The sequence below is a fragment of the Qipengyuania sphaerica genome, assembly GCF_019711595.1.
Lineage (GTDB): Bacteria > Pseudomonadota > Alphaproteobacteria > Sphingomonadales > Sphingomonadaceae > Qipengyuania > Qipengyuania sphaerica.
The window spans coordinates 73569-94042 of record NZ_JAIGNR010000004.1 but is presented as its reverse complement, the minus strand read 5'-3'; the positions used below and the strand labels follow the sequence as shown (position 1 = coordinate 94042).

At 63.3% G+C, this 20474-nt stretch carries 20 protein-coding genes and 1 pseudogene; 16 read left to right on the top strand and 5 right to left on the bottom strand.

The window, feature by feature from the left end:
• Window positions 1-122 precede the first annotated feature (122 nt).
• Complete coding sequence (locus K3178_RS12435) at window positions 123-695, bottom strand: hypothetical protein (protein WP_221571757.1); 573 nt, start codon at window positions 693-695, stop codon at window positions 123-125.
• Window positions 696-729: 34 nt separating this feature from the next.
• Between K3178_RS12435 and K3178_RS12430 the strand changes: the two genes are divergently transcribed.
• From K3178_RS12430 to K3178_RS12380, 11 genes are all read left to right on the top strand, one after another.
• Complete coding sequence (locus K3178_RS12430; protein WP_247713775.1) at window positions 730-1464, top strand: TlyA family RNA methyltransferase; 735 nt, start codon at window positions 730-732, stop codon at window positions 1462-1464.
• A gap of 55 nt (window positions 1465-1519) precedes the next feature.
• Window positions 1520-3052 carry an acyl-CoA carboxylase subunit beta gene (locus K3178_RS12425; protein WP_221571756.1) on the top strand — a complete coding sequence of 511 codons (1533 nt, stop codon included), beginning with the start codon at window positions 1520-1522 and terminating at the stop codon, window positions 3050-3052.
• A 358-nt stretch (window positions 3053-3410) separates the two neighbouring features.
• Entirely contained in the window at window positions 3411-3860 is a 450-nt protein-coding gene (mce, locus tag K3178_RS12420) for a methylmalonyl-CoA epimerase (protein ID WP_221571755.1), read from the top strand.
• 3 nt (window positions 3861-3863) lie between these two features.
• Window positions 3864-4391 (top strand): hypothetical protein, encoded by a 528-nt coding sequence (locus K3178_RS12415; RefSeq protein ID WP_221571754.1) that lies wholly within the window; start codon window positions 3864-3866, stop codon window positions 4389-4391.
• Window positions 4392-4525: 134 nt separating this feature from the next.
• Window positions 4526-6001 (top strand): serine hydrolase domain-containing protein, encoded by a 1476-nt coding sequence (locus K3178_RS12410; protein ID WP_221571753.1) that lies wholly within the window; start codon window positions 4526-4528, stop codon window positions 5999-6001.
• A 63-nt stretch (window positions 6002-6064) separates the two neighbouring features.
• The gene (gene scpA, locus K3178_RS12405) at window positions 6065-8314 is read left to right on the top strand and encodes a methylmalonyl-CoA mutase (protein WP_221571752.1); all 2250 of its coding nucleotides are present in this window, start codon (window positions 6065-6067) and stop codon (window positions 8312-8314) included.
• On the top strand, window positions 8311-8745 hold the full coding sequence (locus tag K3178_RS12400; RefSeq protein WP_221571751.1) for a lysozyme inhibitor LprI family protein: 435 nt from the start codon (window positions 8311-8313) through the stop codon (window positions 8743-8745). The genes scpA and K3178_RS12400 overlap by 4 nt, the downstream gene beginning before the upstream one ends.
• Before the next feature lie 18 nt (window positions 8746-8763).
• Window positions 8764-9546: a heme-dependent oxidative N-demethylase family protein gene (locus K3178_RS12395; protein ID WP_221571750.1), complete on the top strand. Its 783-nt coding sequence runs from the start codon at window positions 8764-8766 to the stop codon at window positions 9544-9546.
• A gap of 132 nt (window positions 9547-9678) precedes the next feature.
• Complete coding sequence (locus K3178_RS12390; protein ID WP_221571749.1) at window positions 9679-10113, top strand: hypothetical protein; 435 nt, start codon at window positions 9679-9681, stop codon at window positions 10111-10113.
• A 78-nt stretch (window positions 10114-10191) separates the two neighbouring features.
• Entirely contained in the window at window positions 10192-12258 is a 2067-nt protein-coding gene (locus K3178_RS12385; protein WP_221571748.1) for an acetyl-CoA carboxylase biotin carboxylase subunit, read from the top strand.
• A gap of 179 nt (window positions 12259-12437) precedes the next feature.
• Window positions 12438-12686, top strand: a complete 249-nt coding sequence (locus K3178_RS12380) for a hypothetical protein (protein WP_221571747.1) — start codon at window positions 12438-12440, stop codon at window positions 12684-12686.
• On the opposite strand, the gene K3178_RS14405 is transcribed toward K3178_RS12380, so the two are convergent.
• The 4 genes from K3178_RS14405 to K3178_RS12360 all read right to left on the bottom strand — a co-directional run bounded on the left by K3178_RS14405 (window position 12687) and on the right by K3178_RS12360 (window position 16591).
• Entirely contained in the window at window positions 12687-13460 is a 774-nt protein-coding gene (locus K3178_RS14405) for a CPBP family intramembrane glutamic endopeptidase (RefSeq protein WP_221571746.1), read from the bottom strand.
• A complete protein-coding gene (locus K3178_RS12370; RefSeq protein ID WP_221571745.1) occupies window positions 13457-14851 on the bottom strand; it encodes a peptide MFS transporter in 1395 nt (464 codons plus the stop codon). Before K3178_RS12370 ends, K3178_RS14405 begins: the two co-directional genes overlap by 4 nt.
• A 91-nt stretch (window positions 14852-14942) precedes the next feature.
• Window positions 14943-16052, bottom strand: coding sequence for a 3-dehydroquinate synthase (gene aroB, locus K3178_RS12365; RefSeq protein ID WP_221571744.1), 1110 nt, complete (start codon window positions 16050-16052; stop codon window positions 14943-14945).
• The gene (locus K3178_RS12360; RefSeq protein ID WP_221571743.1) at window positions 16043-16591 is read right to left on the bottom strand and encodes a shikimate kinase; all 549 of its coding nucleotides are present in this window, start codon (window positions 16589-16591) and stop codon (window positions 16043-16045) included. The genes aroB and K3178_RS12360 overlap by 10 nt, the downstream gene beginning before the upstream one ends.
• Window positions 16592-16661: 70 nt before the next feature.
• Between K3178_RS12360 and K3178_RS12355 the strand changes: the two genes are divergently transcribed.
• The 5 genes and pseudogenes from K3178_RS12355 (at window position 16662) to K3178_RS12340 (ending at window position 20466) form a co-directional block, all read left to right on the top strand.
• Window positions 16662-16802, top strand: a complete 141-nt coding sequence (locus K3178_RS12355; protein WP_221571742.1) for a hypothetical protein — start codon at window positions 16662-16664, stop codon at window positions 16800-16802.
• A 101-nt stretch (window positions 16803-16903) separates the two neighbouring features.
• Window positions 16904-16981: pseudogene (locus K3178_RS14430) on the top strand (acetyl-CoA carboxylase biotin carboxyl carrier protein subunit); the annotation flags it as partial.
• Between the two features lie 96 nt (window positions 16982-17077).
• Complete coding sequence (locus K3178_RS12350) at window positions 17078-18631, top strand: hypothetical protein (protein ID WP_247713798.1); 1554 nt, start codon at window positions 17078-17080, stop codon at window positions 18629-18631.
• A gap of 1 nt (window position 18632) precedes the next feature.
• A complete protein-coding gene (locus tag K3178_RS12345; RefSeq protein ID WP_221571740.1) occupies window positions 18633-19511 on the top strand; it encodes a tyrosine recombinase in 879 nt (292 codons plus the stop codon).
• A 10-nt stretch (window positions 19512-19521) separates the two neighbouring features.
• Window positions 19522-20466, top strand: a complete 945-nt coding sequence (locus K3178_RS12340) for an acetyl-CoA carboxylase carboxyltransferase subunit alpha (protein WP_221571902.1) — start codon at window positions 19522-19524, stop codon at window positions 20464-20466.
• The last annotated feature ends 8 nt before the right edge of the window (window positions 20467-20474 follow it).

Here is a 20474-nt window from a genome sequence, read left to right as displayed (position 1 = left end):
AGGCTTGCAAAAAAGTTTTCCCACGTCAGAATTGTCATTTGTGGCTCGGAAGATTTTCCGGGCCATTTTTCGTTGCGCGGGAGCAGGCCGATCTAAGGCGGCTGGCGGACCGGTGAATCGGCCTAGCGGCAATCCTCGATCACCCGCGTCACTTCGGCCCAGGCGGGCAGGTAAAGCGTCGGCAGATCCGGAGTATCCACAGCGAATCGTCCCTTGGTGAGCGCCATCGCGTCGAGCAGCGGGTCGCGCGCCTGCAGCGATGCCATCAATTCGCCCGAGCCGCCTCCGCCGGAGCCGGTGGCCGAAAGAGTGCGAGACGTGGTTTCTGTGCGGATGGTCATCGGTCCGTCTGCCCGGATGCCCGGGTAAAAGCGCAGCATTTGAATGCTCCGCGCCCGCGGGTTGCAGGCGATCGTGAAGCGGTATTCGCTATTCGCTGCTCCGAAACGAGCCGTGGTTCCCTCGACATCGGCCTTGTAGGTCCAGGTTCCGGGAGTGGCGGGCGCATCCATCCAGCTTTCGAAATGAGGGGTCGGAGCGGGCGTGGGTGTGGGCGTCGGCACGGGGGCAGGGGCGGTCTGAACCGGCGCAGGCGAGGGCGCGGGCGTACTCTCAGGTGCGGGAACGCACCCGGCGACGGTGGCGACGCCGGAGAGCAGCAGGACACGGGCAATGACGATGCGGGAGGCTTTCATGCTACCCCAATGCTCGCTAACGGCTTTGTTTCCTATGGGTAAGAAACGTCTCGATCAGATGCTGGTGGACCGCGGGCTGGTGGAAAGCCGCACGCGGGCGCAGGCGCTGGTGATGGCGGGGCTGGTGTTCAGCGGCGAGCAGAAGCTGGCTAAGCCCGGCCAGCAGATGCCCGAGGATGCGCCGCTGGAGGTGCGGGGTCGCGATCATCCCTGGGTTTCGCGTGGCGGTATCAAGCTTGCGCATGCCATCGAGCATTTCGGGCTCGACCCATCGGGCGTCACTGCGATGGATATCGGCAGTTCCACCGGCGGCTTTACCGATGTCTTGCTGCAGGGCGGAGCTGCCCACGTCTTCGCAGTCGACAGCGGGACCAACCAGCTTGCCTGGAAGCTGCGACAAGACGAGCGGGTCACCGTGCTCGAACAGACCAGCGCGCGTATCCTGACGAGGGAGATGATCGACCGGCCGGTCACATGGGTGGTGTGCGATGCGAGCTTCATCGGGTTGTCGAAGGTGCTGGAACGCCCGCTCGAGCTGGCGGAACCCGCGTGCCGTCTTGTCGCGCTGATTAAGCCGCAATTCGAGGTCGGGCGCGAGGAGGTGGGCAAGAAAGGCGTGGTCAGCGACCCCGCGCTCCACACCCGCGTATGCGACGAGGTGCGCGCATGGGCCGAAGGACTGGGCTTCGAAGTACAGGGCATTGTCGAAAGCCCGATCAAGGGGCCTGAGGGCAATGTCGAATTCCTGATTTCCGCTTACCGGAATTGACGCTGCGGCACCTTGCGCTCTAGGCGCTCGTGCAAACGTATTTCACGGAGAGAGCATGTCCGCCAATATCGCCGAAATGGAACGCCGCCGCGAAGCCGCCCGCATGGGTGGCGGCCAGAAGCGGATCGCCGCGCAGCACGCCAAGGGCAAGCTGACCGCGCGCGAACGGCTCGACGTGCTGCTCGACGAGGGCAGCTTCGAGGAACTGGACACCTATGTCGAGCATGACTGCGTAGATTTCGGCATGCAGGACCAGAAGATTCCCGGCGATGGCGTGGTCACCGGATCGGGGACGATCAACGGCCGCCTCGTCTATGTTTTCTCCCAGGATTTCACCGTCTTCGGCGGCTCTCTTTCGAAACGCCATGCAGAGAAAATCTGCAAGGTGATGGACACCGCGATGAAGGTCGGCGCGCCGGTCATCGGCCTCAACGATTCCGGCGGCGCGCGCATCCAGGAAGGCGTCGCATCGCTCGGCGGATATGCCGAGGTGTTCCAGCGCAATGTGCTCGCAAGCGGCGTGGTGCCGCAGATCAGCCTCATCATGGGGCCGTGTGCGGGCGGCGCGGTTTACAGCCCCGCCATGACCGACTTCATCTTCATGGTCGAAGACAGCAGCTACATGTTCGTCACCGGCCCCGAGGTGGTGAAGACGGTGACCAACGAGGTCGTCACGCAGGAGGAACTGGGCGGGGCGAAGACGCACACCACCAAGACCAGCGTTGCCGACAACAGCTTCGAAAACGACATCGAAACGCTGCTCGCGACGCGTGATTTCTTCGATTACCTGCCGCTCTCCAATCGCGAGGAAGTGCCCGAGCGCCCGACCAGCGATCCGTGGGACCGCATGGAGGACAGCCTCGACACGCTGATCCCCGACAACGCCAACCAGCCCTATGACATGCACGAGGTCATCAGGAAGACGCTGGACGAGGGCGATTTCTTCGAGATCCAGCCGAACCATGCCGCGAACATCATCTGCGGCTTCGGTCGGGTCGAAGGGCGCACGGTGGGCGTGGTGGCGAACCAGCCGATGGTGCTCGCCGGCGTGCTCGACATCAATTCGTCCAAGAAAGCCGCGCGCTTCGTGCGCTTCTGCGATGCCTTCGAAATCCCCATCCTGACCTTCGTCGACGTGCCCGGCTTCCTGCCCGGCACCGCGCAGGAGCACAACGGCATCATCAAGCACGGCGCGAAGCTGCTGTTCGCCTATGCCGAGGCGACCGTGCCCAAGATCACCGTCATCACCCGCAAGGCTTATGGCGGCGCCTATGACGTGATGGCGTCCAAGCACCTGCGCGGCGATCTCAACTACGCCTGGCCCACCGCCGAAATCGCCGTGATGGGCGCGAAGGGAGCGGTGGAGATCATCTTCCGCCAGGACCGCGACGATCCCGGCAAGATTGCCGAGAAAACCAAGGAATACGAAGACCGCTTCGCCAACCCCTTCGTCGCCGCCCAGCGCGGCTATATCGACGAGGTGATCTACCCGCATTCGACACGGCGTCGCATTGCGTTGGGGCTAAGGAAGCTGCGGACGAAGCAGCTCGAGAATCCGTGGAAGAAGCACGACAATATTCCGCTGTGAGTAGGGCTTTGGAGAATCCAAGCCCCTCCCTCGGCCTACGCACGCTCAGCCTTGCTCTCATAGGTCTGGCGGTCGCCGTGACTTGCTTTGAGGCTTGGTCTTCTCTTCAAAGCGGAGAGCCTATCGAGGGGAGAGGCGGAAGAGTTTGGTATCCGATGACGATTTGGCCTGTCGGAGTTCTATTTCTTTTGATCGGTTCGTGGCTCGCTCGTTTGGCCTTTTGGCCTCGATTACCGCGAGCATGGGGTGTTGATCGATACGTTTCGGTTCTTTCCGCTTTGCTTTTTCTGCTCTGGGGCCTTGCAGTTCTGGTCGCAGCATACGCCCAGTATTTGGCACTCAACTAGGAGGCATCACGATGAAACTCGGCCGTCTCAACCACATCGGCGTCGCCACGCCCTCGATCGAGGAATCGATCCGCTATTACCGCGATGTCATGGGCGCGACCTCGTTTCACAAGCCTTTCGATCTGGAGGCCCAGGGGGTGAAGGTCTGCTTCGTCGACACGCCCGGGCAGGATGGCACCCACGGCACGCAGATCGAGCTGATCGAGCCGCTCGGCCCCGACAGCCCCATCGCCAAGTTCCTCGAAAAGAACCCCGCCGGCGCGCAGCACCATGTCTGCTACGAGGTCGAGGATATCGAAGACGCCCGCAAATGGTTCGAGGAACTGGGCAAGCGCATCCTCGGCCCCACCCGGCTGGGCGCGCACGGCACGCCGATCTTCTTCCTCCACCCCAAGGACATGATGGGCCAGCTGACCGAAATCATGGAAACGCCCAAGTCGGGCGCACACTGGTCCAACTGATCGATGCGCGATCGGGACCGGTTCCCTTTCGAGTGGAACGAGGCAAAGCCCTTCAGCTGGAAATCCTTTCGCGAAGGCTGGAAGCAAAGCATCCGGCGGCGCGAGGAACAGAACGAGGGTTGGGGCGGAATAGTCGCGCTGATCGCCCTCAGCGCATTCGTCCTTGGCGCCGGATATATCGAGTTCTTCGGCCACGGCCTCGAGCCTGCGAACTATATCCCCCGCAACTGGCCGCCAGATCCCGAGCTGGGCAAATATTATCGCTGGATCGGCTGGGGCTTTCTGGGGCTGGGCGCGTGGACCGCGCTCGGAACTCTCTGGACGGCGGGGCGTGACGGAATGCCGGTCGCACGCTTCGCGAAAAGCCTCTGGGTGGTTGCCGTGATTGCCTTGGGCGGCTTGTACTGGATCGCAACGGCCCACCAGTACGACCGCTGGTACGCGATCCACGGGGAGATGACGTTGGAAGAAATCAGGGCTGCGCCTCGCTGGACCGAACCCGGGCTGCCGACTTTGGACGAGCTTTTCTAACCCGCGGCTTTTCTGCGCATAGCAATGCAATTAGGGTATCGGCCGTTGGCCCGACAATATCGGACATTCATCGATAGAGGCTATCGCCTTACCTTGAGACGGTGTTCCTCCCGTCGTTAACTGGGAGGTCCACCTTGTATTCGCGCCAGTTTTCCGCAGCAGTCCTGCTTATCCTCGCTTCGACACCGCTCGCCGCACAGACCGACGACGTGCCAGTTTCCCATTCGGATTACCAGTTCGGGGACGAGGCTCATCTTGATCGACGGATCGCACAGTCGGCCATTGAATATGGTATAGTCGGCGGGGCCGTTGCTGCGGCACGCGGCGACCGCACGCTCTACCTGCGCGGGTTCGGCATGGCCGACCGCGAAGCCGGAATCGATGCTACTGTCGACACTGTCTTCCCAATAGCCTCTGTCACGAAGTTCATCACGGCGGCAGCGATCATGTTGCTGGTCGATGAGGGAAAGCTTGATCTGGAAACTCCGGTCAATCGCTATCTCGGGAACGATGGTGTCCGGCCCACCTATGGGCGGGAAAAAGAGATTACGCTTGGCAGGGTGATGAGCCACACGGCCGGCCTGCCGTTTTTCTACGAACCGATATATGCCGATGAAAGCCGGGTGCGCCCGAGCTTTGCAGAGCTGATGCAAGAGCACGGCTACACGATCCTGCCGCCCGGAGTGAGCAGCGAATATTCCAACCTCGGATATGAAATCCTGGCGGAGATCATTCGTAGGCAATCGGGTATGGCCTACGAAGATTTTATCCGCACACGCCTGTTCGAACCGCTCGGCATGGCCAGCGCCTACATTCATACCGGGAGGGAGCGTCCATCGGGAAGCGCGCAGCGATACATGGCCGATGGATCGATCGTCCCTGGTGTCAATACATCCCATCCCGGTGCAGCCAACGCGTTCATGTCCGTGCGAGACATGATCCGGTTCGGACAATTCTGGCTCAGGGCCTATCGCGGCGAAAGCACCCTCATGAGCCAGCATGCGGCCCGGTTGATGATTACCAATGACCAGGGTGAGGAGGGCAAGGGCGCGGCACACGGCCTCTGGCCCGAGGAATATCCCGCCGAGACGCTGTACGTTAGCCATGGCGGCGGGATGGCGGGCGCCAAGACGCGCCTTGCGATAATGCCCGAGCTTGGCCTCGTGATCGCCGTCGCAATCAACGAAGGCAATGCGACTGCAGAGGCTGTGCTGGGCGAGGAGATGATCAGGTCATTCGAGACGCAGAGCAATCTCTATTGGCGCTCTCCCAAGGTGCCCGAGGCGCTGGAGGGCTATTGGAGCGGCACGATAGGTGGAAACGGCCCGGTGGCTCGTTTGACGCTGGATTTTCGGAACCCGTTGCAGCCACGGGCATCGCTTGACGGACGTGACGTGCTGGTTCGCTCTGTCGGCGGCGACGGGCCCTTCAAGATCAGGTTGGACGCGCAGCTCGAGGGGGTTGGATTTGGGGTCACTCACGATTTGCGTCTGCGGCTGTGGAACATCGACGGGCAGCTTGTCGGCGAGGTGAAGCAACAGGCCCTCGGACAGCGTGATCGCGACAATCCGGGAAAGGGCTTCTGGGTGAGGCTGAGCGAGGCCGGTTGAGCCGGTCGTGGAAATCCCAGCGGCGGCTTTTCTGCGCATAGGAATGCGGTTAGGGGAAAGCCCATGACCGACAAACGCACCTACGAAGACTGGAAGCCCCTCGCCGACAAGGAGGTGAAGGGCCGCGACCTCACCTGGCACACGCCGGAAGGGATTGCAGTAAAGCCGCTATATACCAGCGAGGACACTGCCGATCTCGACCCCGGCGTCCCCGGCATCGCGCCGTTTACGCGCGGGCCCTATGCCTCGATGTACACCGGCCGCCCGTGGACGATCCGCCAATACGCAGGTTTCTCCACTGCCGAGGAATCGAACGCCTTCTATCGCCGCAACCTCGCGGCGGGCCAGAAGGGCCTGTCGGTCGCTTTCGACCTTGCCACGCACCGCGGTTATGACAGCGACCACCCGCGCGTGGTCGGCGATGTCGGCAAGGCTGGCGTCGCCATCGACACCGTGCGCGACATGGAAATCCTGTTCGACCAGATTCCGCTCGACACGATGAGCGTGTCGATGACGATGAATGGCGCGGTGATTCCGGTGCTCGCTTTCTACATCGTAGCGGCGGAGCGGCAGGGGGTGAGCCAGGAGAAGCTCGCCGGGACCATCCAGAACGACATCCTCAAGGAGTTCATGGTCCGCAACACCTATATCTACCCGCCCGAACCGAGCATGCGGATCGTCTCCGACATCATCGCATATACTTCGGCCAACATGCCGAAATTCAACAGCATTTCGATCTCGGGCTATCACATGCACGAGGCAGGCGCCACGGCGGTTCAGGAACTCGCCTTTACCATCGCCGACGGCAAGGAATACGCCAAGCGCGCGATGGAAGCGGGTCTCGATATCGATGCCTTCGCGCCGCGCCTGTCCTTCTTCTGGGGCATCGGCATGAACTTCTTCATGGAGATCGCCAAGATGCGCGCCGCGCGTGCGCTGTGGCACGATGTGATGGAAGGGCTGGGGGCGCAGAACCCCAAGTCGAAGATGCTGCGCACGCATTGCCAGACGAGCGGTGTCTCGCTGCAGGAGCAGGACCCCTACAACAACGTCATCCGCACCACGATCGAAGCGATGGCAGCGGTGCTGGGCGGTACGCAGTCGCTCCACACCAATGCGCTGGACGAAGCGATCGCGCTGCCGACGGACTTCTCCGCCCGCATCGCGCGCAACACGCAGCTGGTGATCCAGGAAGAGACCGGCATCACCAATGTCGCCGATCCGCTGGGCGGCAGCTACTACATCGAAAGCCTCACCGCCGCGCTGGTGGAGCAGGCGCGCGCGCTGCTGGAGGAAGTCGACGCGGCGGGAGGGATGACCGCCTATGTCGCGACCGGCAAGCCCAAGGCGCAGATCGAGGAAGCCGCCGCCGCCAAGCAGGCGAGCGTCGACAAGGGTGACACGGTCATCGTGGGCGTCAACAAGTACCGCCTGCCGACAGAGGCCGATATCGACACGCTCGATATCGATAACCATGCGGTTCGCCAGAGCCAGATCGAGCGCATCCAGCGCGTACGCGAAGGCCGTGACGAGGACGCCTGCCAGGCTGCGCTCAAAGCGCTGACCGAAGCCGCCTATGCCAATCCGAGCGCCGCGCGCGAGAAGCTGGCCGACGGGCGCGACGAGCGCGGCGTGCCATTGCGTCCGTCGCAGATGGCCGAATTGCAGGCAGGCGGCGACCAGAACCTCCTTGCCCGCGCGGTCGAATGCGCGCGCGCCAACGCGACGCTGGGTGAGATTTCGGCGGCGATGGAAACGGCTTTCGGGCGCTACGACACCATGCCGAAACCCGTCAGCGGTGTGTATTCGCAGGCCTATTCAGGCGATCCGTTCTACGAGCGGGTTGTCGAGGGTGTGCAGGCGGTCCAGCGCCGCCTGGGCCGCGCACCGCGCCTGATGGTCGCCAAGATGGGCCAGGACGGACACGACCGCGGCGCGAACGTGATCGCCAGCGCCTTTGCTGACATGGGCTTCGAGGTCGTTTCCGGCCCGCTGTTCCAGACGCCGGAAGAAACCCGCGACATGGCGCTCGAACACGATGTCGACGCCATCGGTGCGAGCAGCCTTGCGGCCGGCCACAAGACGCTCATCCCCGAACTGATCGGCCATCTGCGCGATGCAGGCCGCAGCGACATCAAGGTGATCGCGGGCGGCGTGATCCCGCAGAAGGATTACGACTTCCTGCGCGATGCCGGGGTGCAGGGCATCTACGGCCCGGGCAGCAATGTGGTCGAATGCGCGGCGGACGTGCTGCGCCTGCTGGGCCACAACATGCCGCCTGCGGGCGAGGATCTGGACGAGGTTGCGGAGTGATCCTCTTCTCACTGTTGCTGCAAACAGCCGTCGCCCAGCAAGGTGCAACAGACTGGCGCGATCCGCCCGAATGCTGGGATGGGCCGCAAAGCGAACTCACTCACTGCGCCGTCACTGAATTCCGTCAGGCTGATGCCGAAATGAATGCTCAATGGAAAAGGACAGCTGCAATCATGAAGCGGCTCGATGCCGATTGGCCGCCGAATAAGGACATAGGCCGAAAGTCGCATTTCGAAGCGCTATTGGCTGGCCAGCGCGCATGGCTGAAATACCGTGACGTACATTGTCGCATATTTGCGGCTGACGGCGGCTCGATGGCGCCGATGCTGGAGTATATCTGCCTCAAGAATGTTACTCTCAAACGAACTGATGAACTGGCCTCGCTGATGCTGAGTAACGTCTCCGGTGAGCCTCTTTATAAGGATATGTGAACTGATCAGGGGAAGCGCGTGACCCTCGGTTTCTCCGTCGACGACCTCCTCCCGCGCGCGCGGGGTGGCGGTGTGCTCAAGATGGGGCTGGCCAAGCTGGACGAGGGCGCGTGGCTCCAGCCTGATCCCGATCTTGCCGCGCGGGCCGAGGGGTTTGCGGCCTATCCCGAAGGCATCCAACTTTCGCCCAAGGGCGAGGAACCGGGCGCGGAACTTGCCGCCATGCTTGGCCTGTCGGGCGGTCTGCCCGAAGCCGCTCACGCCCATCACGAGGACATGTGCCTCCTCACCCTGCGGCCCGGCGACGAGCAGTACCGCCTTGTCGGCGCGGCGGTGGCATGGCCATCCGATTGGACGCCCGCCGACAAGATGGGCCTTCCCTTGCGCGCGCTTCACGCGCCGATCCAGGGCTATGAGGAGCAGCTCGCGAGCGGCGTCGATCACTTCATGGCCAAGCTCAAGCCAGGCGCGATTTACGGACGTTGCAACTGGTTTGTCGCGGCAACCGGAGAGCGCCGCTGGGTGGCGGAGCCGCCTGAGCAAGCTTTCGCCCATGTCACCGCCGAAAACGCTGGCGAGACGCTGTTCGTGCGCTCAGAACGCCAGACCCTGCGCCGTTTGCCGGAAACCGGCGCGATCCTCTTCGGCATCGGCATCTATGTCTCACCGCTCGGTCAGTTGTCGGGCGAAAACATCCAGCGACTCGCAACAGCAATGGAGGGGCTTCTCGAAGGCGAGGGTGACCGCCGGGGTGCGGGAGCCTATGCCCGCGCGCTCGTTTCATACGCCGAGTGCGCGTAAAACCGACTGATAATCCAAAAAACTTGACTCTTCTCATCGACAGGCGTCCTTTCGCCCGCGCTGGGGGACAACAGCATTACAATTCGGATCGCTTCTTAGGGCCGCATTCCTGAAATCAGGGGAGAGGACTGTATGAAGAAGCTTATCTTAATGGCCGCCGCGATTGGACTCGCCATTCCGGCTGCACCTGCACTTGCCGACGATCATGAAACGCCCGAGCTTTCGAAAGTCGACTGGTACCGAGTCAGCATGATCAAATGGAAGCCGGGTAAGGGCGGTCGTGCGCACGAAATCATCGAAATGTACGAAAAGGTCGATAAGGCACTCGGCTGGGAAGGCGTACTCGATTTCCATATGCAGACCGGTGAATACGACAGCATCGTTGCCTTGCCGATGCGTAGCGGGATTGCCGAAATGGGTTGGGCAACTAACCCCGCAGTCAAGCAATGGGAGGCCGAGTTTGCACGCCAGGTCGGCGGCGAAGAAAAGGCCAAAGCCATTTGGGACGAGTTCAATTCGTTGATCCTGCGCGAAGACAGGCATATCGGTCATATCGACCGCGATTGAGGCATCTGCCTTGATACCGGGCCTCCGCTACGGCATGGGCGTGCAATCCAATGCACACCCGCCTTGTCGGAGGCCCGATTGTTTTCCAAGATCCTGATTGCCAACCGCGGTGAAATCGCCTGCCGCGTCATCAAGACCGCCCGCCGGATGGGCATCAAGACCGTGGCTGTCTATTCCGATGCCGATGCCCGCGCGCCTTTTGTGCGGATGGCGGACGAGGCGGTGCACATCGGTCCCGCGCCCGCTGCCGAAAGCTATCTGATCGCGGACAAGATTATCGAGGCAGCCAAGCAGACCGGTGCCGAAGCGGTGCATCCGGGCTATGGTTTCCTTTCCGAACGCGCGAGTTTCGTCGAGGCGCTGGAGGCGGAGAACATCGCCTTCATCGGCCCGCCGGTGAACGCCATCGCGGCGATGGGCGACAAGATCGAATCGAAGAAGCTGGCGAAGGAAGCGGGCGTCAATGTCGTCCCCGGCTTCGTCGGCGAAATCCGCGATACCGACCATGCGGTCGAGATTTCCAACGACATCGGCTACCCGGTGATGATGAAGGCCAGCGCAGGCGGCGGCGGCAAGGGGATGCGCCTCGCCTATAGCGAGAAGGACGTGCGCGAAGGCTTCGAGGCGACCAAGCGCGAAGGGCTCAATTCCTTCGGCGACGACCGCGTCTTCATCGAGAAGTTCATCGAGAACCCGCGCCACATCGAGATCCAGATCCTCGGCGACAAGCACGGGAACGTGATCTACCTCAACGAGCGCGAATGCAGCATCCAGCGCCGCCACCAGAAGGTGGTCGAGGAAGCGCCTTCGCCTTTCGTCACACCCAAGATGCGACAGGCCATGGGCGAGCAGTGCGTGGCCTTGTCCAAGGCGGTGAACTATCACAGCGCAGGTACGGTCGAACTGATCGTTTCCGGTGCGGACCCGACGGGCGAGAGCTTCTACTTCCTCGAAATGAACACCCGCCTGCAGGTGGAGCATCCCGTCACCGAGGCGATCACCGGTGTCGACCTGGTTGAGCAGATGATCCGCGTGGCGGCTGGCGAGAAGCTTTCGATCACGCAGGATGACGTGAAGATCGACGGCTGGGCGATCGAGAACCGTGTCTACGCCGAAGACCCCTATCGCGGCTTCCTTCCCTCGACGGGCCGCCTCGTGCGTTACGAACCGCCGGTCGAGCCATGGGCCGATGACGGCGAGGAGAATGGCCGCCGCGGCGTCGCGGGAATCCGCGTAGACGATGGCGTCTTCGAGGGCGGCGAGGTGTCGATGTTCTACGACCCGATGATCGCCAAGCTGGTCACCTGGGGCGAAACGCGCGACGAGGCGGCCGACCTGCAGATCGCAGCACTCGACGCCTTCCGAATCGAGGGACTCGGACACAATGTCGATTTTCTCAGCGCCATCATGCAGCACCCGCGCTTCCGCTCGGGCGAGCTGACCACCGGCTTCATCGCCGAAGAATATCCCGAAGGTTTCGAGGGCGCACCAGCCGACGACAGGCTCAAGGGCGTGCTGGCAGCTGTCGGCGGGGTGATCGCCACCGCCGATGCCGACCGGGCTCGCCGGATCGACCAGCAGCTTGCGGACGAGAACTATGCTCCGGGCGATTGGACCATTCGCATCGGTCCGCGCGAGGAAGGCTCGACCACGCACGAAGTCGTTCTCGGCGAGGACGCGCTGACGGTTGATGGCGAGCAAGTCACGATCGAGATGCAATACACGCCGGGCGAAAGCATGGTCGACGTGGCGCTTTACGATAACGACGCCGACGAGGATGCCGAGCCGCTGGAACTCTATACGATCCAGCTCAAACCCACGCGCACCGGCTATGCCATGACCACGCGCGGCGCGACGCACCAACTTCGTATCCTCCAGACACGCATCGCCCATCTCGCATCGCACATGATTGAGAAGGAGCCGCCCGATCTTTCGAAGATGCTGATCTGCCCGATGCCGGGACTGCTGGTGAAATTGCACGTGGCAGAGGGCGAGGAGGTCCAGCCGGGCCAGCCGCTCGCCACGGTCGAGGCGATGAAGATGGAGAACATCCTGCGCGCCGAAAAACAGGCCACGGTCGGCAAGATCAACGCGGCCGAAGGCGATTCGCTGGCAGTCGACGAGGTGATTCTCGAGCTCGAGTAGCGCCCGACACCCGCCCATTAACCAAAATCACGCGCAAGATAGCTCGCATCAACGCGCAACTATCTTGCGTAATTGCCTGAATTAACCGCGATTCGTGGTAAACGCGCTGGTAAGAACTCCCTGTTGCCCAAAAGGTAACGCCCTGAGCCGAATCACATTCATGCAAGGGAGCGACTGGCATGGCACGTAAAGGCACCGGCTTCTTCGACGCGAGGGGGCACTATTACAAGACACCGGAAGAGGCGACCGTGAGCGACCTTGCCGGAGTACTCGGAAAGATCGGCGACGGCGAAAGCCTCGCTCCGGGCATCGCACACATGATGCTCGATCGCCGCAGCGAAATCGAGCGGCTGTTTGCCGAACACGATACGATGATGGCCGAATACCAGCCCGTCGGCGTAGGCAAGGTTACCCGCCTGCGTGCATGACTAGGGGGAAGCTGGCCGGGCCGTCTCCTGGCTGGCCGGCTTCCCGAAGAACCATTCCCGCCGCAGCGCAACCAGCGCAATCGCGAGCAGGACCATCCCGCCAGCCATGATGTTGAACGTGGTAAGGGCGGTTTCGAATTCCACCGCATTCTCCAGAGCCATGACCGCGGCGTTGAAGCTGCCGTGAAGCATGATGCATCCGATGAGGCCCGCCTTGCGCGTGGCAACCAGGAAGGTCATCGTAAAGCTGAGCGCGATGGCGACCACGCCCAGCATCGGCAGCGAAAACAGCTTGGGTCCATGCCACAGCGCCCAGACGAGCCCGACCACCAGCGAGACCACGAAGGGCGACATTCGCCTTAGCAGGCACGGCGTGAGATAACCGCGCCAACCAATCTCCTCGAGCAGCGCGACGACAAAGATATTGAGGGCGAGAAGACCATAAGCAGACGGCGTGCCCCATGTGCCGAGGAAATCGGCAGCATGGCCTCCTGCCAGCATCAGCGCAGGGAAAGACAGCGCTACCACGAGAGGTACGATCGCCAGCAGCCGCCAATTCGGCATGTGCGCAAATAGCTGTTCGGCAAGAAATTCCCGGGCGTTTCCGCGTTCGATGCGCAAGGCGATCAATGCGGCAATGGTCGGGCCACTGACGGCCCCGGCCTGCACCCACCACGGATTGGCCCCCGCCGCCATCAGGGCGAAGGCCAGCGCGTGGCTCGCCAGCAATGCGATCCCCACAAAGGCGATTATCGCACGTGTGGAATGTCTCACGCGAGCGCCGTGTCCTCGGGCTCGTCGCTGCCCATCAGCCGCTTGGCGAGCAGCAGCTTGAACAGCACGAAAACGACGCCGGCTGCGGCGGCAAAGCCCATGTGGATGAGCCAGAACTGCGTCACCGGCATGGTCTCGAACCAGCCGCCGACCCAGCCGACCAGCGAATTGCCCGCGAAGAAGGCGAGGTAGTAGAGCCCGATCACCGTTGCGTTGATCTGGCTCGGCGCAAGGCGGGCGAACAGCGCGAGGCTGACCGGCAGCATGTGCGCAAAGCCGATCGAGTTCACGATGTGGAACATGACCGGCCAGAACAGGCCGATCTTCTCGCCTTCCGGCGTGGTCGCCGCAGCGAGGTAGAGGCAGGCCATGCCGCCGATCGAAAAGAGCGAGCCGATGATGATCTTGGTCAACTCGTCGGGTTCGGTCCACCTGGTCTTCCACCAGCGATAGAAGCCGGCGACGATGGCGAGGAAGCTCACCGAAACCACCGCGTCGAGCGTAATCAGCCAGGTCGTGGGCAGTTTCTCATCGCCCCAGTAGAGCGCGAAATCGGCATCGCCCCACACGAGGTAGGCGTTGAAAATCTGGTTGTTCGGCACGATCGCGATGGCGAGCACCGGGATCAGCAGGATCAGCGCGGCGGTCGCCATCCAGTCCTTGCGCGTCATCGGCTCCTTGGGTTCCTTCGCCGTCTTTTCCGCAACGTCGAAATGCTCGCGCGGAAGGTATTTCTGGCCTGCGAGGTAGATGACGAGACCGATCAGCATGCCGACCCCGGCGGCGCCGAAGCCCCAGTGCCAGCCCATCGTCTCGCCCAGCGTGCCCACGATCAGCGGGCTGGCGATGACGCCTGCATTGATGGCGAGGTAGAAGATCTGGAAAGCGTCTGCACGGCGCAGGTCTTCGGCATTGTAAAGGCTGCCAACCTGGCTCGCGATGTTGCCCTTGAACATGCCCGAACCGAGGATCAAGCACAAAAGCGCGAGCAGGAAGGTGGCGTTGAATGCCATCAGGAAGTGGCCGACCGCCATGGTGATTGCGCCGAGGAGGACGGTCCGGCGCTTGCCGAGAAACCGGTCGGCAAGCCAGCCGCCGAGGATCGGCGTGAGATAGACGCTCGCTGCATAGGTCCCGAAGATGGCGCTGGCGAAAGGCTGGCCATCGATCCCGCCGTAAAGGGCGCGGAGCTGCTCGATGCCGGCAACCTGCTCGACTTCGCCGGGAAGCAGCAGCGACTTGGTCATGTAGAGGACCAGCAGCGCCTGCATGCCGTAGAAGGAGAAGCGCTCCCATGCCTCGGTGAAGGCGAGGTAGCCCAAGCCTTTCGGATGGCCGAGGAAGCTTGTGTCGTTCTCGTCGAAACGCGGGGTCGCTTCGGCGACGGTCATAGGTTCTCTCCCTGAAATTTTGCGGGAGAGTTAGCGGCGCCCGCCCGGCTTGTCGCGGGGCGGAGGCGTTATGCGGTGGAAAAGCGCAGCCTCAGTGGGCCTGCAATTCCTCGTCGAGGAAGGCTGCGATGTCCGATAGATCCACGTCCTTGGCAAGGTAGGCTTCCCCGATACCGCGAAGGAGGATGAAGGGCAGCGTGCCGGCGTCCATCTTCTTGTCGTGGAGCATATGGTCGGCAAGCGCCTTGCCGTCCGCCTGCATGTCCAGCGCAGCGATCTCGCTGGGAAGGCCGGCCTTCTCGACAATGCGGACTACGCGTTCCGCATCGCGCAGCGGCATCAGACCACGACGGGCGGAATAGCGCGCCGCAAGGACCATGCCGAGCGCCACAGCCTCGCCGTGGAGGAGCTTGTCGGAAAAGTCTGTCTCCGCCTCGAGGGCATGCCCGAATGTGTGCCCGAGGTTGAGCAGCGCGCGTGTTCCGCTGGTTTCGCGCTCGTCCTCGGCGACAATGCGCGCCTTGGCGGCGACGCTGGTGGCTACCGCCTGTTCGAGCGGCGCGTGTTCGAGTGCCAGTACCTGCTCGCCATTCGCATCCAGCCAGTCGAAGAAGGCCGCGTTGCCCAGCACTCCGTATTTGAGCACTTCGGCGTAGCCTGCCCGCAGTTCTCGCGGGGGGAGGGTGGCCAGCGAATCGAGATCCGCCAGCACAAGCGAGGGCTGGTGGAAGGCGCCGACTAGGTTCTTGCCCGCCGCGGTGTTGATCGCGGTTTTCCCGCCAACCGAGCTGTCGACCTGCGCGAGCAGGGTGGTCGGCAATTGCACGAAGCCGCAGCCGCGCTTGAGGATGGAGCAGGCGAAACCGGTAAGGTCCCCGACCACGCCGCCGCCAAGCGCCAGGACATGGTCGCCGCGCTCGACACCTTCGGCAAGCAGCCAGTCGGTAAGGCGAGCGAGGCTTTCCCAGCTTTTCGAGCCTTCACCCGGTGCAACTTCGTACCAGCGCGGCTCCTTACCTGCCGCTTCAAGCGATTGCTCGACCACTGCGCCCCAGTGCGCACGCGCATTTGCATCGGCGACGATCGGCACGCGGGCCTTGCGCAGGAAGGGGGCTGCCTGCCCCGCAATATCGGCGAGAAGGCCGCGTTCGACGCGCACCTCGTAGCTGCGCCCTGCAAGTTCGACGGGGATTACTGCCATGCCAGCAATTCCTGCACGATCCGTTCGACCGCCGCTTCGTGCGGGCCATCGTCGGTAACGACGTGGATTTGAGCCTGCGAATAGGCGTGGCTGCGCTTTTCCTTGAGATCCCGCAATATCGCACGGGGATCGCCGGTCTTCAGCAGCGGGCGGGTCTTCTTGCGCGACGTGCGCTCCACCAGCGTATCAAGATCGCAATCGAGCCAGATGGCAATGCCGTTTTCGAGCACCAGCGCGCGGGTTTCGTCATCCACGAATGCGCCGCCTCCTGTGGCAATGACCCCGTGGCCTTCCTCCAGCAGCCGGGCGATCACACGCCGTTCGCCGTCGCGGAAGTAGGCCTCGCCGTGGCTTTCGAAGATCTCGCTCACGGTGCGATCGGCGGCGCGCTCGATTTCCTCGTCCGCGTCGACGAAGTCCTTGCCCAGCGCGGCTGCCAGCCTGCGCCCGATGGTCGACTTGCCCACGCCCATCAACCCGACCAGCACCAGCGGACGGTCGATGGAAACAGCTTGCGTCGAGGTGTGCGCGTTGCTCATTGCCGCTCGGCCTATAGATGCGCTAGGGCGCGGGCAAGGCATCGCTTTGTTGCACGAGGATACGAAAAACTTGGCCGTCAAACGTTCAGCCATCCTGTGGGTCGTACTGCTGGGTATTATCGGAGTTCTCGTCGCCGCGTGGATCGACGGGGGCGAAGAGCCTCTGCGCCAGATCAGCCAGCCGGTCGAATTGCCCGAGGGCACGCTGTGAAGCGCGGCGTTTATCTTGCGGGCGTTGCCCTTGTCGCCAGCTCGGCAGCTGTATGGGCCCAGAATTCGCCCGAGAGCATCTTGCCGCGCGGATTCGAGGACCCGGCACCCGCGCCATCGCCGACTCCTGCGCCTGCGCCGACCTCGGCCCCGGCACCGGGCGCTCCTGCGCCCGGTGGAGGCGCGGTGGTGCAACCGCTACCCAGCGCGCCCGCGCCGGTGGATGTTTCGGGAGTGGACCTGTCGGACATTCCCTCCGCTGCCGAACTCGAAGCGATGACGAGCGAGGAACTGGACGACCTTTTCGGTCTCAAGCCGCGCTACGACATTCCCCCTGCCGCGCGCCGCTCGACCGAGCGTGTCGGGATTATCGGACAGGGTGAGGGCGGCCTGCCGGTCGGTTCGCTTGCCCGCCAGCCCGCTTCGATCGTCCGCGCGGCACTCGAAGGTACCAAGGGGCCGCTGGTCTCTCGCTGGGGCCACATCCTGTTGCGCCGAGCGCTCGCCAGCAGGCTCAATGCGCCCGAGGGCATGGACGATGTCGAATTCGCCGCGCTGCGCGCCAGCACGCTCAACACCATGGGCGAACATGCGGCTGCACGCGCATTGGTGCAGGATGTCGACACGGCGGACTATAACGGTGCGCTGACCAATGCCGCACTCGGAGCCTATCTCGGCACTGCAGACATCGTCGGTGCTTGCCCGGTGGTCCGCCTCGATGGAGTCGATGGCGACGGCCTGCAGTGGTCGATGTTCGAAGGTATCTGCGCTGCCTATGCCGGCGAGACGACCAGCGCGCAGAACGATCTGCGCCGTTTGCTCAACCAGACGCCCGACGACCAGATCGACGTGCTCCTGGCACAGCGTTACGCGGGTGCAGCCGGGCAGGGCCGCCGCGCGGTGACGATCGAGTGGGACGGGGTTGAGGAAATGAACCCCTGGCGCTTCGCGCTCGCCAATGCGCTGGGCGAACCGATCCCGGAAAACCTCTCCGAAACTCTGGGCAATTACTACCTCAAGTCCTCGGCGCTGATTCCTGCCTTGCCGGTCACGCAAAGGCTGCGCGGAGCCGACGTTGCTGCATCCTCGGGCATCCTGTCCTCCAAGGCGATGGTCGATCTCTATTCGCAGCTTTACGCCAATCGCGAGAACGAGAGCGACAGCGTCGGCCTGACGCTCGCGAGCCGTCTGCGCGATGCCTATACCGATCCGTCGCCCGCCGCGCGCCTTGCGGCAATCAAGGATGTCTGGGGCGGGAATTCCGATGAGTACGGCCGACTTGTCCTCACCGCCTACGCCGCCGCGCGCCTGACGCCGAGCGAGGACTTTGCCGAGGATGCGGGCGCGCTGATCGCCTCGATGCTTACCGCCGGGCTGGAGCGCGATGCGCTGCGCTGGGCGGGCGTGGTCGAGGAAGGCAGCGTCGGCTGGGCACTACTCGCGCTCGCCGACCCTGATGGCGGGCAGGTTTCCGACGGCCAGCTCGACAGTTTCCAGGACGATGACGATTCGTCGGGCCAGCGCAAGTCGCGCATGCTCCTGGCAGGGCTTGCAGGGCTGGGCCGGACCAATACGGCCAATATCAACGAGTATAGCGGCCGGCTGGGAGTGAACCTCTCGGCGCCAACCGCCTGGACCCGCATGATCGACAAGGCGGCCGAAGCCGACAATGCCGCGCTTGTCGTCATGCTCGCAGGGCTAGGGATGCAGGGGGCCGGCTGGGAGCAGATGACCGCGCGCCACCTCTATCACATCGTTTCGGCGCTCAACCGCGTTGGCCTGGAAGCCGAAGCCCGGATGATTGCCGCAGAGGCAGTCGCGCGCGCCTGACGTGTCGGACATCGACGATTTCCTCGCCATGCTCGCCGCCGAGCGTGGTGCGGCGCATAATACGCTGCTCGCCTATGGGCGCGACCTCGCTCAGGCCGAGGAATTGATCGGGGGAAATCTTGCCCGGGCAACACCGGCGCAATTGTCGAAACTGGGACAGGGCTGGTCCTCGCTCGCGCCATCGACGCTGGCGCGCAAGGTTTCGGCGCTGCGCCAGTTCTTCGGCTTCCTCGTCGACGAGGGCGAGCGCGAGGACGACCCGACCCACGCGCTCCCGCGCCCCGCGACGCGCAGGCCGCTGCCAAAAATACTCACCCATGCGCAGGTCGAGGCGCTGTTCACCCGTGCCGAGAACGAGGCGGCGAGCGACAGGCCCGAAGCCGTTCGCGTGCTGGCGATGCTCGAATTGCTTTACGGATCGGGGCTGCGCGCGACAGAGCTGGTTTCGCTGCCCGTTTCCGCCGTTCCGCGCGATGAGCCCTTCCTCACGGTGACGGGCAAGGGCGGGCAGGCGAGGCTGGTTCCCGTCAGCACTCGCGCGAAAAAAGCATTGTCGCGTTGGCTGGCCTTGCGCGAGACCGGCTCGAAATTCCTCTTCCCCTCGCGCAGCAGTCATCTCAGCCGCATCCGGCTTTACCAGATGCTCAAGGAACTGGCGGTGCGCGCCGACCTGCCGCCCGAAAAGCTCAGCCCGCACGTCCTGCGCCATGCCTTTGCGACGCACCTTCTGGAGGGCGGGGCGGACCTTCGTGCGCTCCAGACGCTGCTCGGTCACGCCGATATCGCGACCACGCAAATCTACACGCATGTCGATGCAGCAAGGCTGGTGAAACTGGTCAATGAGCGTCACCCGCTTGCGCAGCCTCGCCGCAGCGACTAGCGGGACAGCAATGGTTTCCTATCTCGAATTCGAAAAGCCGGTCGCCGAGCTCGAACAGCGCATTGCAGAACTGCGTGCAGCGTCGGAAGGCGACGACGTCGACATCTCCAACGAGCTGAAACGGCTCGAAGTGAAGAGCGCGACCCTGCTCGAAAGCACTTACGAAGGTCTTTCGCCGTGGCAGAAGACGCAGGTCGCCCGCCATCCTTCGCGCCCGCATTTCCGCGACTATGTGGAGCACGCCTTCGAGGAATTCGTGCCGCTGGGCGGCGATCGCAATTTCGGGGAAGACGAGGCGATCATGGGCGGCTTCGCCAAGCTCGACGGACGCAAGGTCGTCCTGATCGGGCACGAGAAGGGCAACGATACTGCCAGCCGCATTCGCCACAATTTCGGCATGGGCAAGCCCGAAGGCTACCGCAAGGCGATCCGCCTGATGGAACTGGCGGGCCGTTTCGGTCTGCCGGTTGTGACGCTGGTCGATACCTCGGGGGCATTCCCGGGCGTCGAGGCCGAAGAGCGCGGACAGGCGGAAGCCATCGCCCGGTCAACCGAGGCCTGCCTTGCGCTGCCGGTCCCCATGGTGGCGAGCATCGTGGGCGAGGGCGGTTCGGGCGGCGCGGTGGCGCTCGCCAGTGCCGAGCGCGTGCTGATGCTCGAACATGCAGTCTATTCGGTGATTTCGCCCGAAGGCTGTGCCTCGATCCTCTGGCGCACCGCCGAAAAAGCACCCGATGCAGCCGAAGCCATGAAGGTGACCGCGCAGGACCTCGAAAAGCTGGGCGTGATCGACCGGATCGTCGGTGAACCCGTCGGCGGGGCTCACCGAGATCCTGCCGCGGCAGCCAGGGCGCTTGGGCAGGCAATCGGCGAGGAACTCGATATGCTCGAGCGATATTCGCCCGACGAACTCAAGCGTCTGCGCGAAGAGCGTTTCCTCAAGATCGCGGGCTGACCGCTATC

Coding starts and splice junctions, on each gene's coding strand:
- K3178_RS12435 (WP_221571757.1), bottom strand. CDS start 695: ATGAAAGCCTCCCGCATCGTCATTGCCCGTGTCCTGCTGCTCTCCGGC.
- K3178_RS12430 (WP_247713775.1), top strand. CDS start 730: ATGGGTAAGAAACGTCTCGATCAGATGCTGGTGGACCGCGGGCTGGTG.
- K3178_RS12425 (WP_221571756.1), top strand. CDS start 1,520: ATGTCCGCCAATATCGCCGAAATGGAACGCCGCCGCGAAGCCGCCCGC.
- mce (WP_221571755.1), top strand. CDS start 3,411: ATGAAACTCGGCCGTCTCAACCACATCGGCGTCGCCACGCCCTCGATC.
- K3178_RS12415 (WP_221571754.1), top strand. CDS start 3,864: ATGCGCGATCGGGACCGGTTCCCTTTCGAGTGGAACGAGGCAAAGCCC.
- scpA (WP_221571752.1), top strand. CDS start 6,065: ATGACCGACAAACGCACCTACGAAGACTGGAAGCCCCTCGCCGACAAG.
- K3178_RS12390 (WP_221571749.1), top strand. CDS start 9,679: ATGAAGAAGCTTATCTTAATGGCCGCCGCGATTGGACTCGCCATTCCG.
- K3178_RS12380 (WP_221571747.1), top strand. CDS start 12,438: ATGGCACGTAAAGGCACCGGCTTCTTCGACGCGAGGGGGCACTATTAC.
- K3178_RS12370 (WP_221571745.1), bottom strand. CDS start 14,851: ATGACCGTCGCCGAAGCGACCCCGCGTTTCGACGAGAACGACACAAGC.
- aroB (WP_221571744.1), bottom strand. CDS start 16,052: ATGGCAGTAATCCCCGTCGAACTTGCAGGGCGCAGCTACGAGGTGCGC.
- K3178_RS12360 (WP_221571743.1), bottom strand. CDS start 16,591: ATGAGCAACGCGCACACCTCGACGCAAGCTGTTTCCATCGACCGTCCG.
- K3178_RS12350 (WP_247713798.1), top strand. CDS start 17,078: ATGACGAGCGAGGAACTGGACGACCTTTTCGGTCTCAAGCCGCGCTAC.
- K3178_RS12340 (WP_221571902.1), top strand. CDS start 19,522: ATGGTTTCCTATCTCGAATTCGAAAAGCCGGTCGCCGAGCTCGAACAG.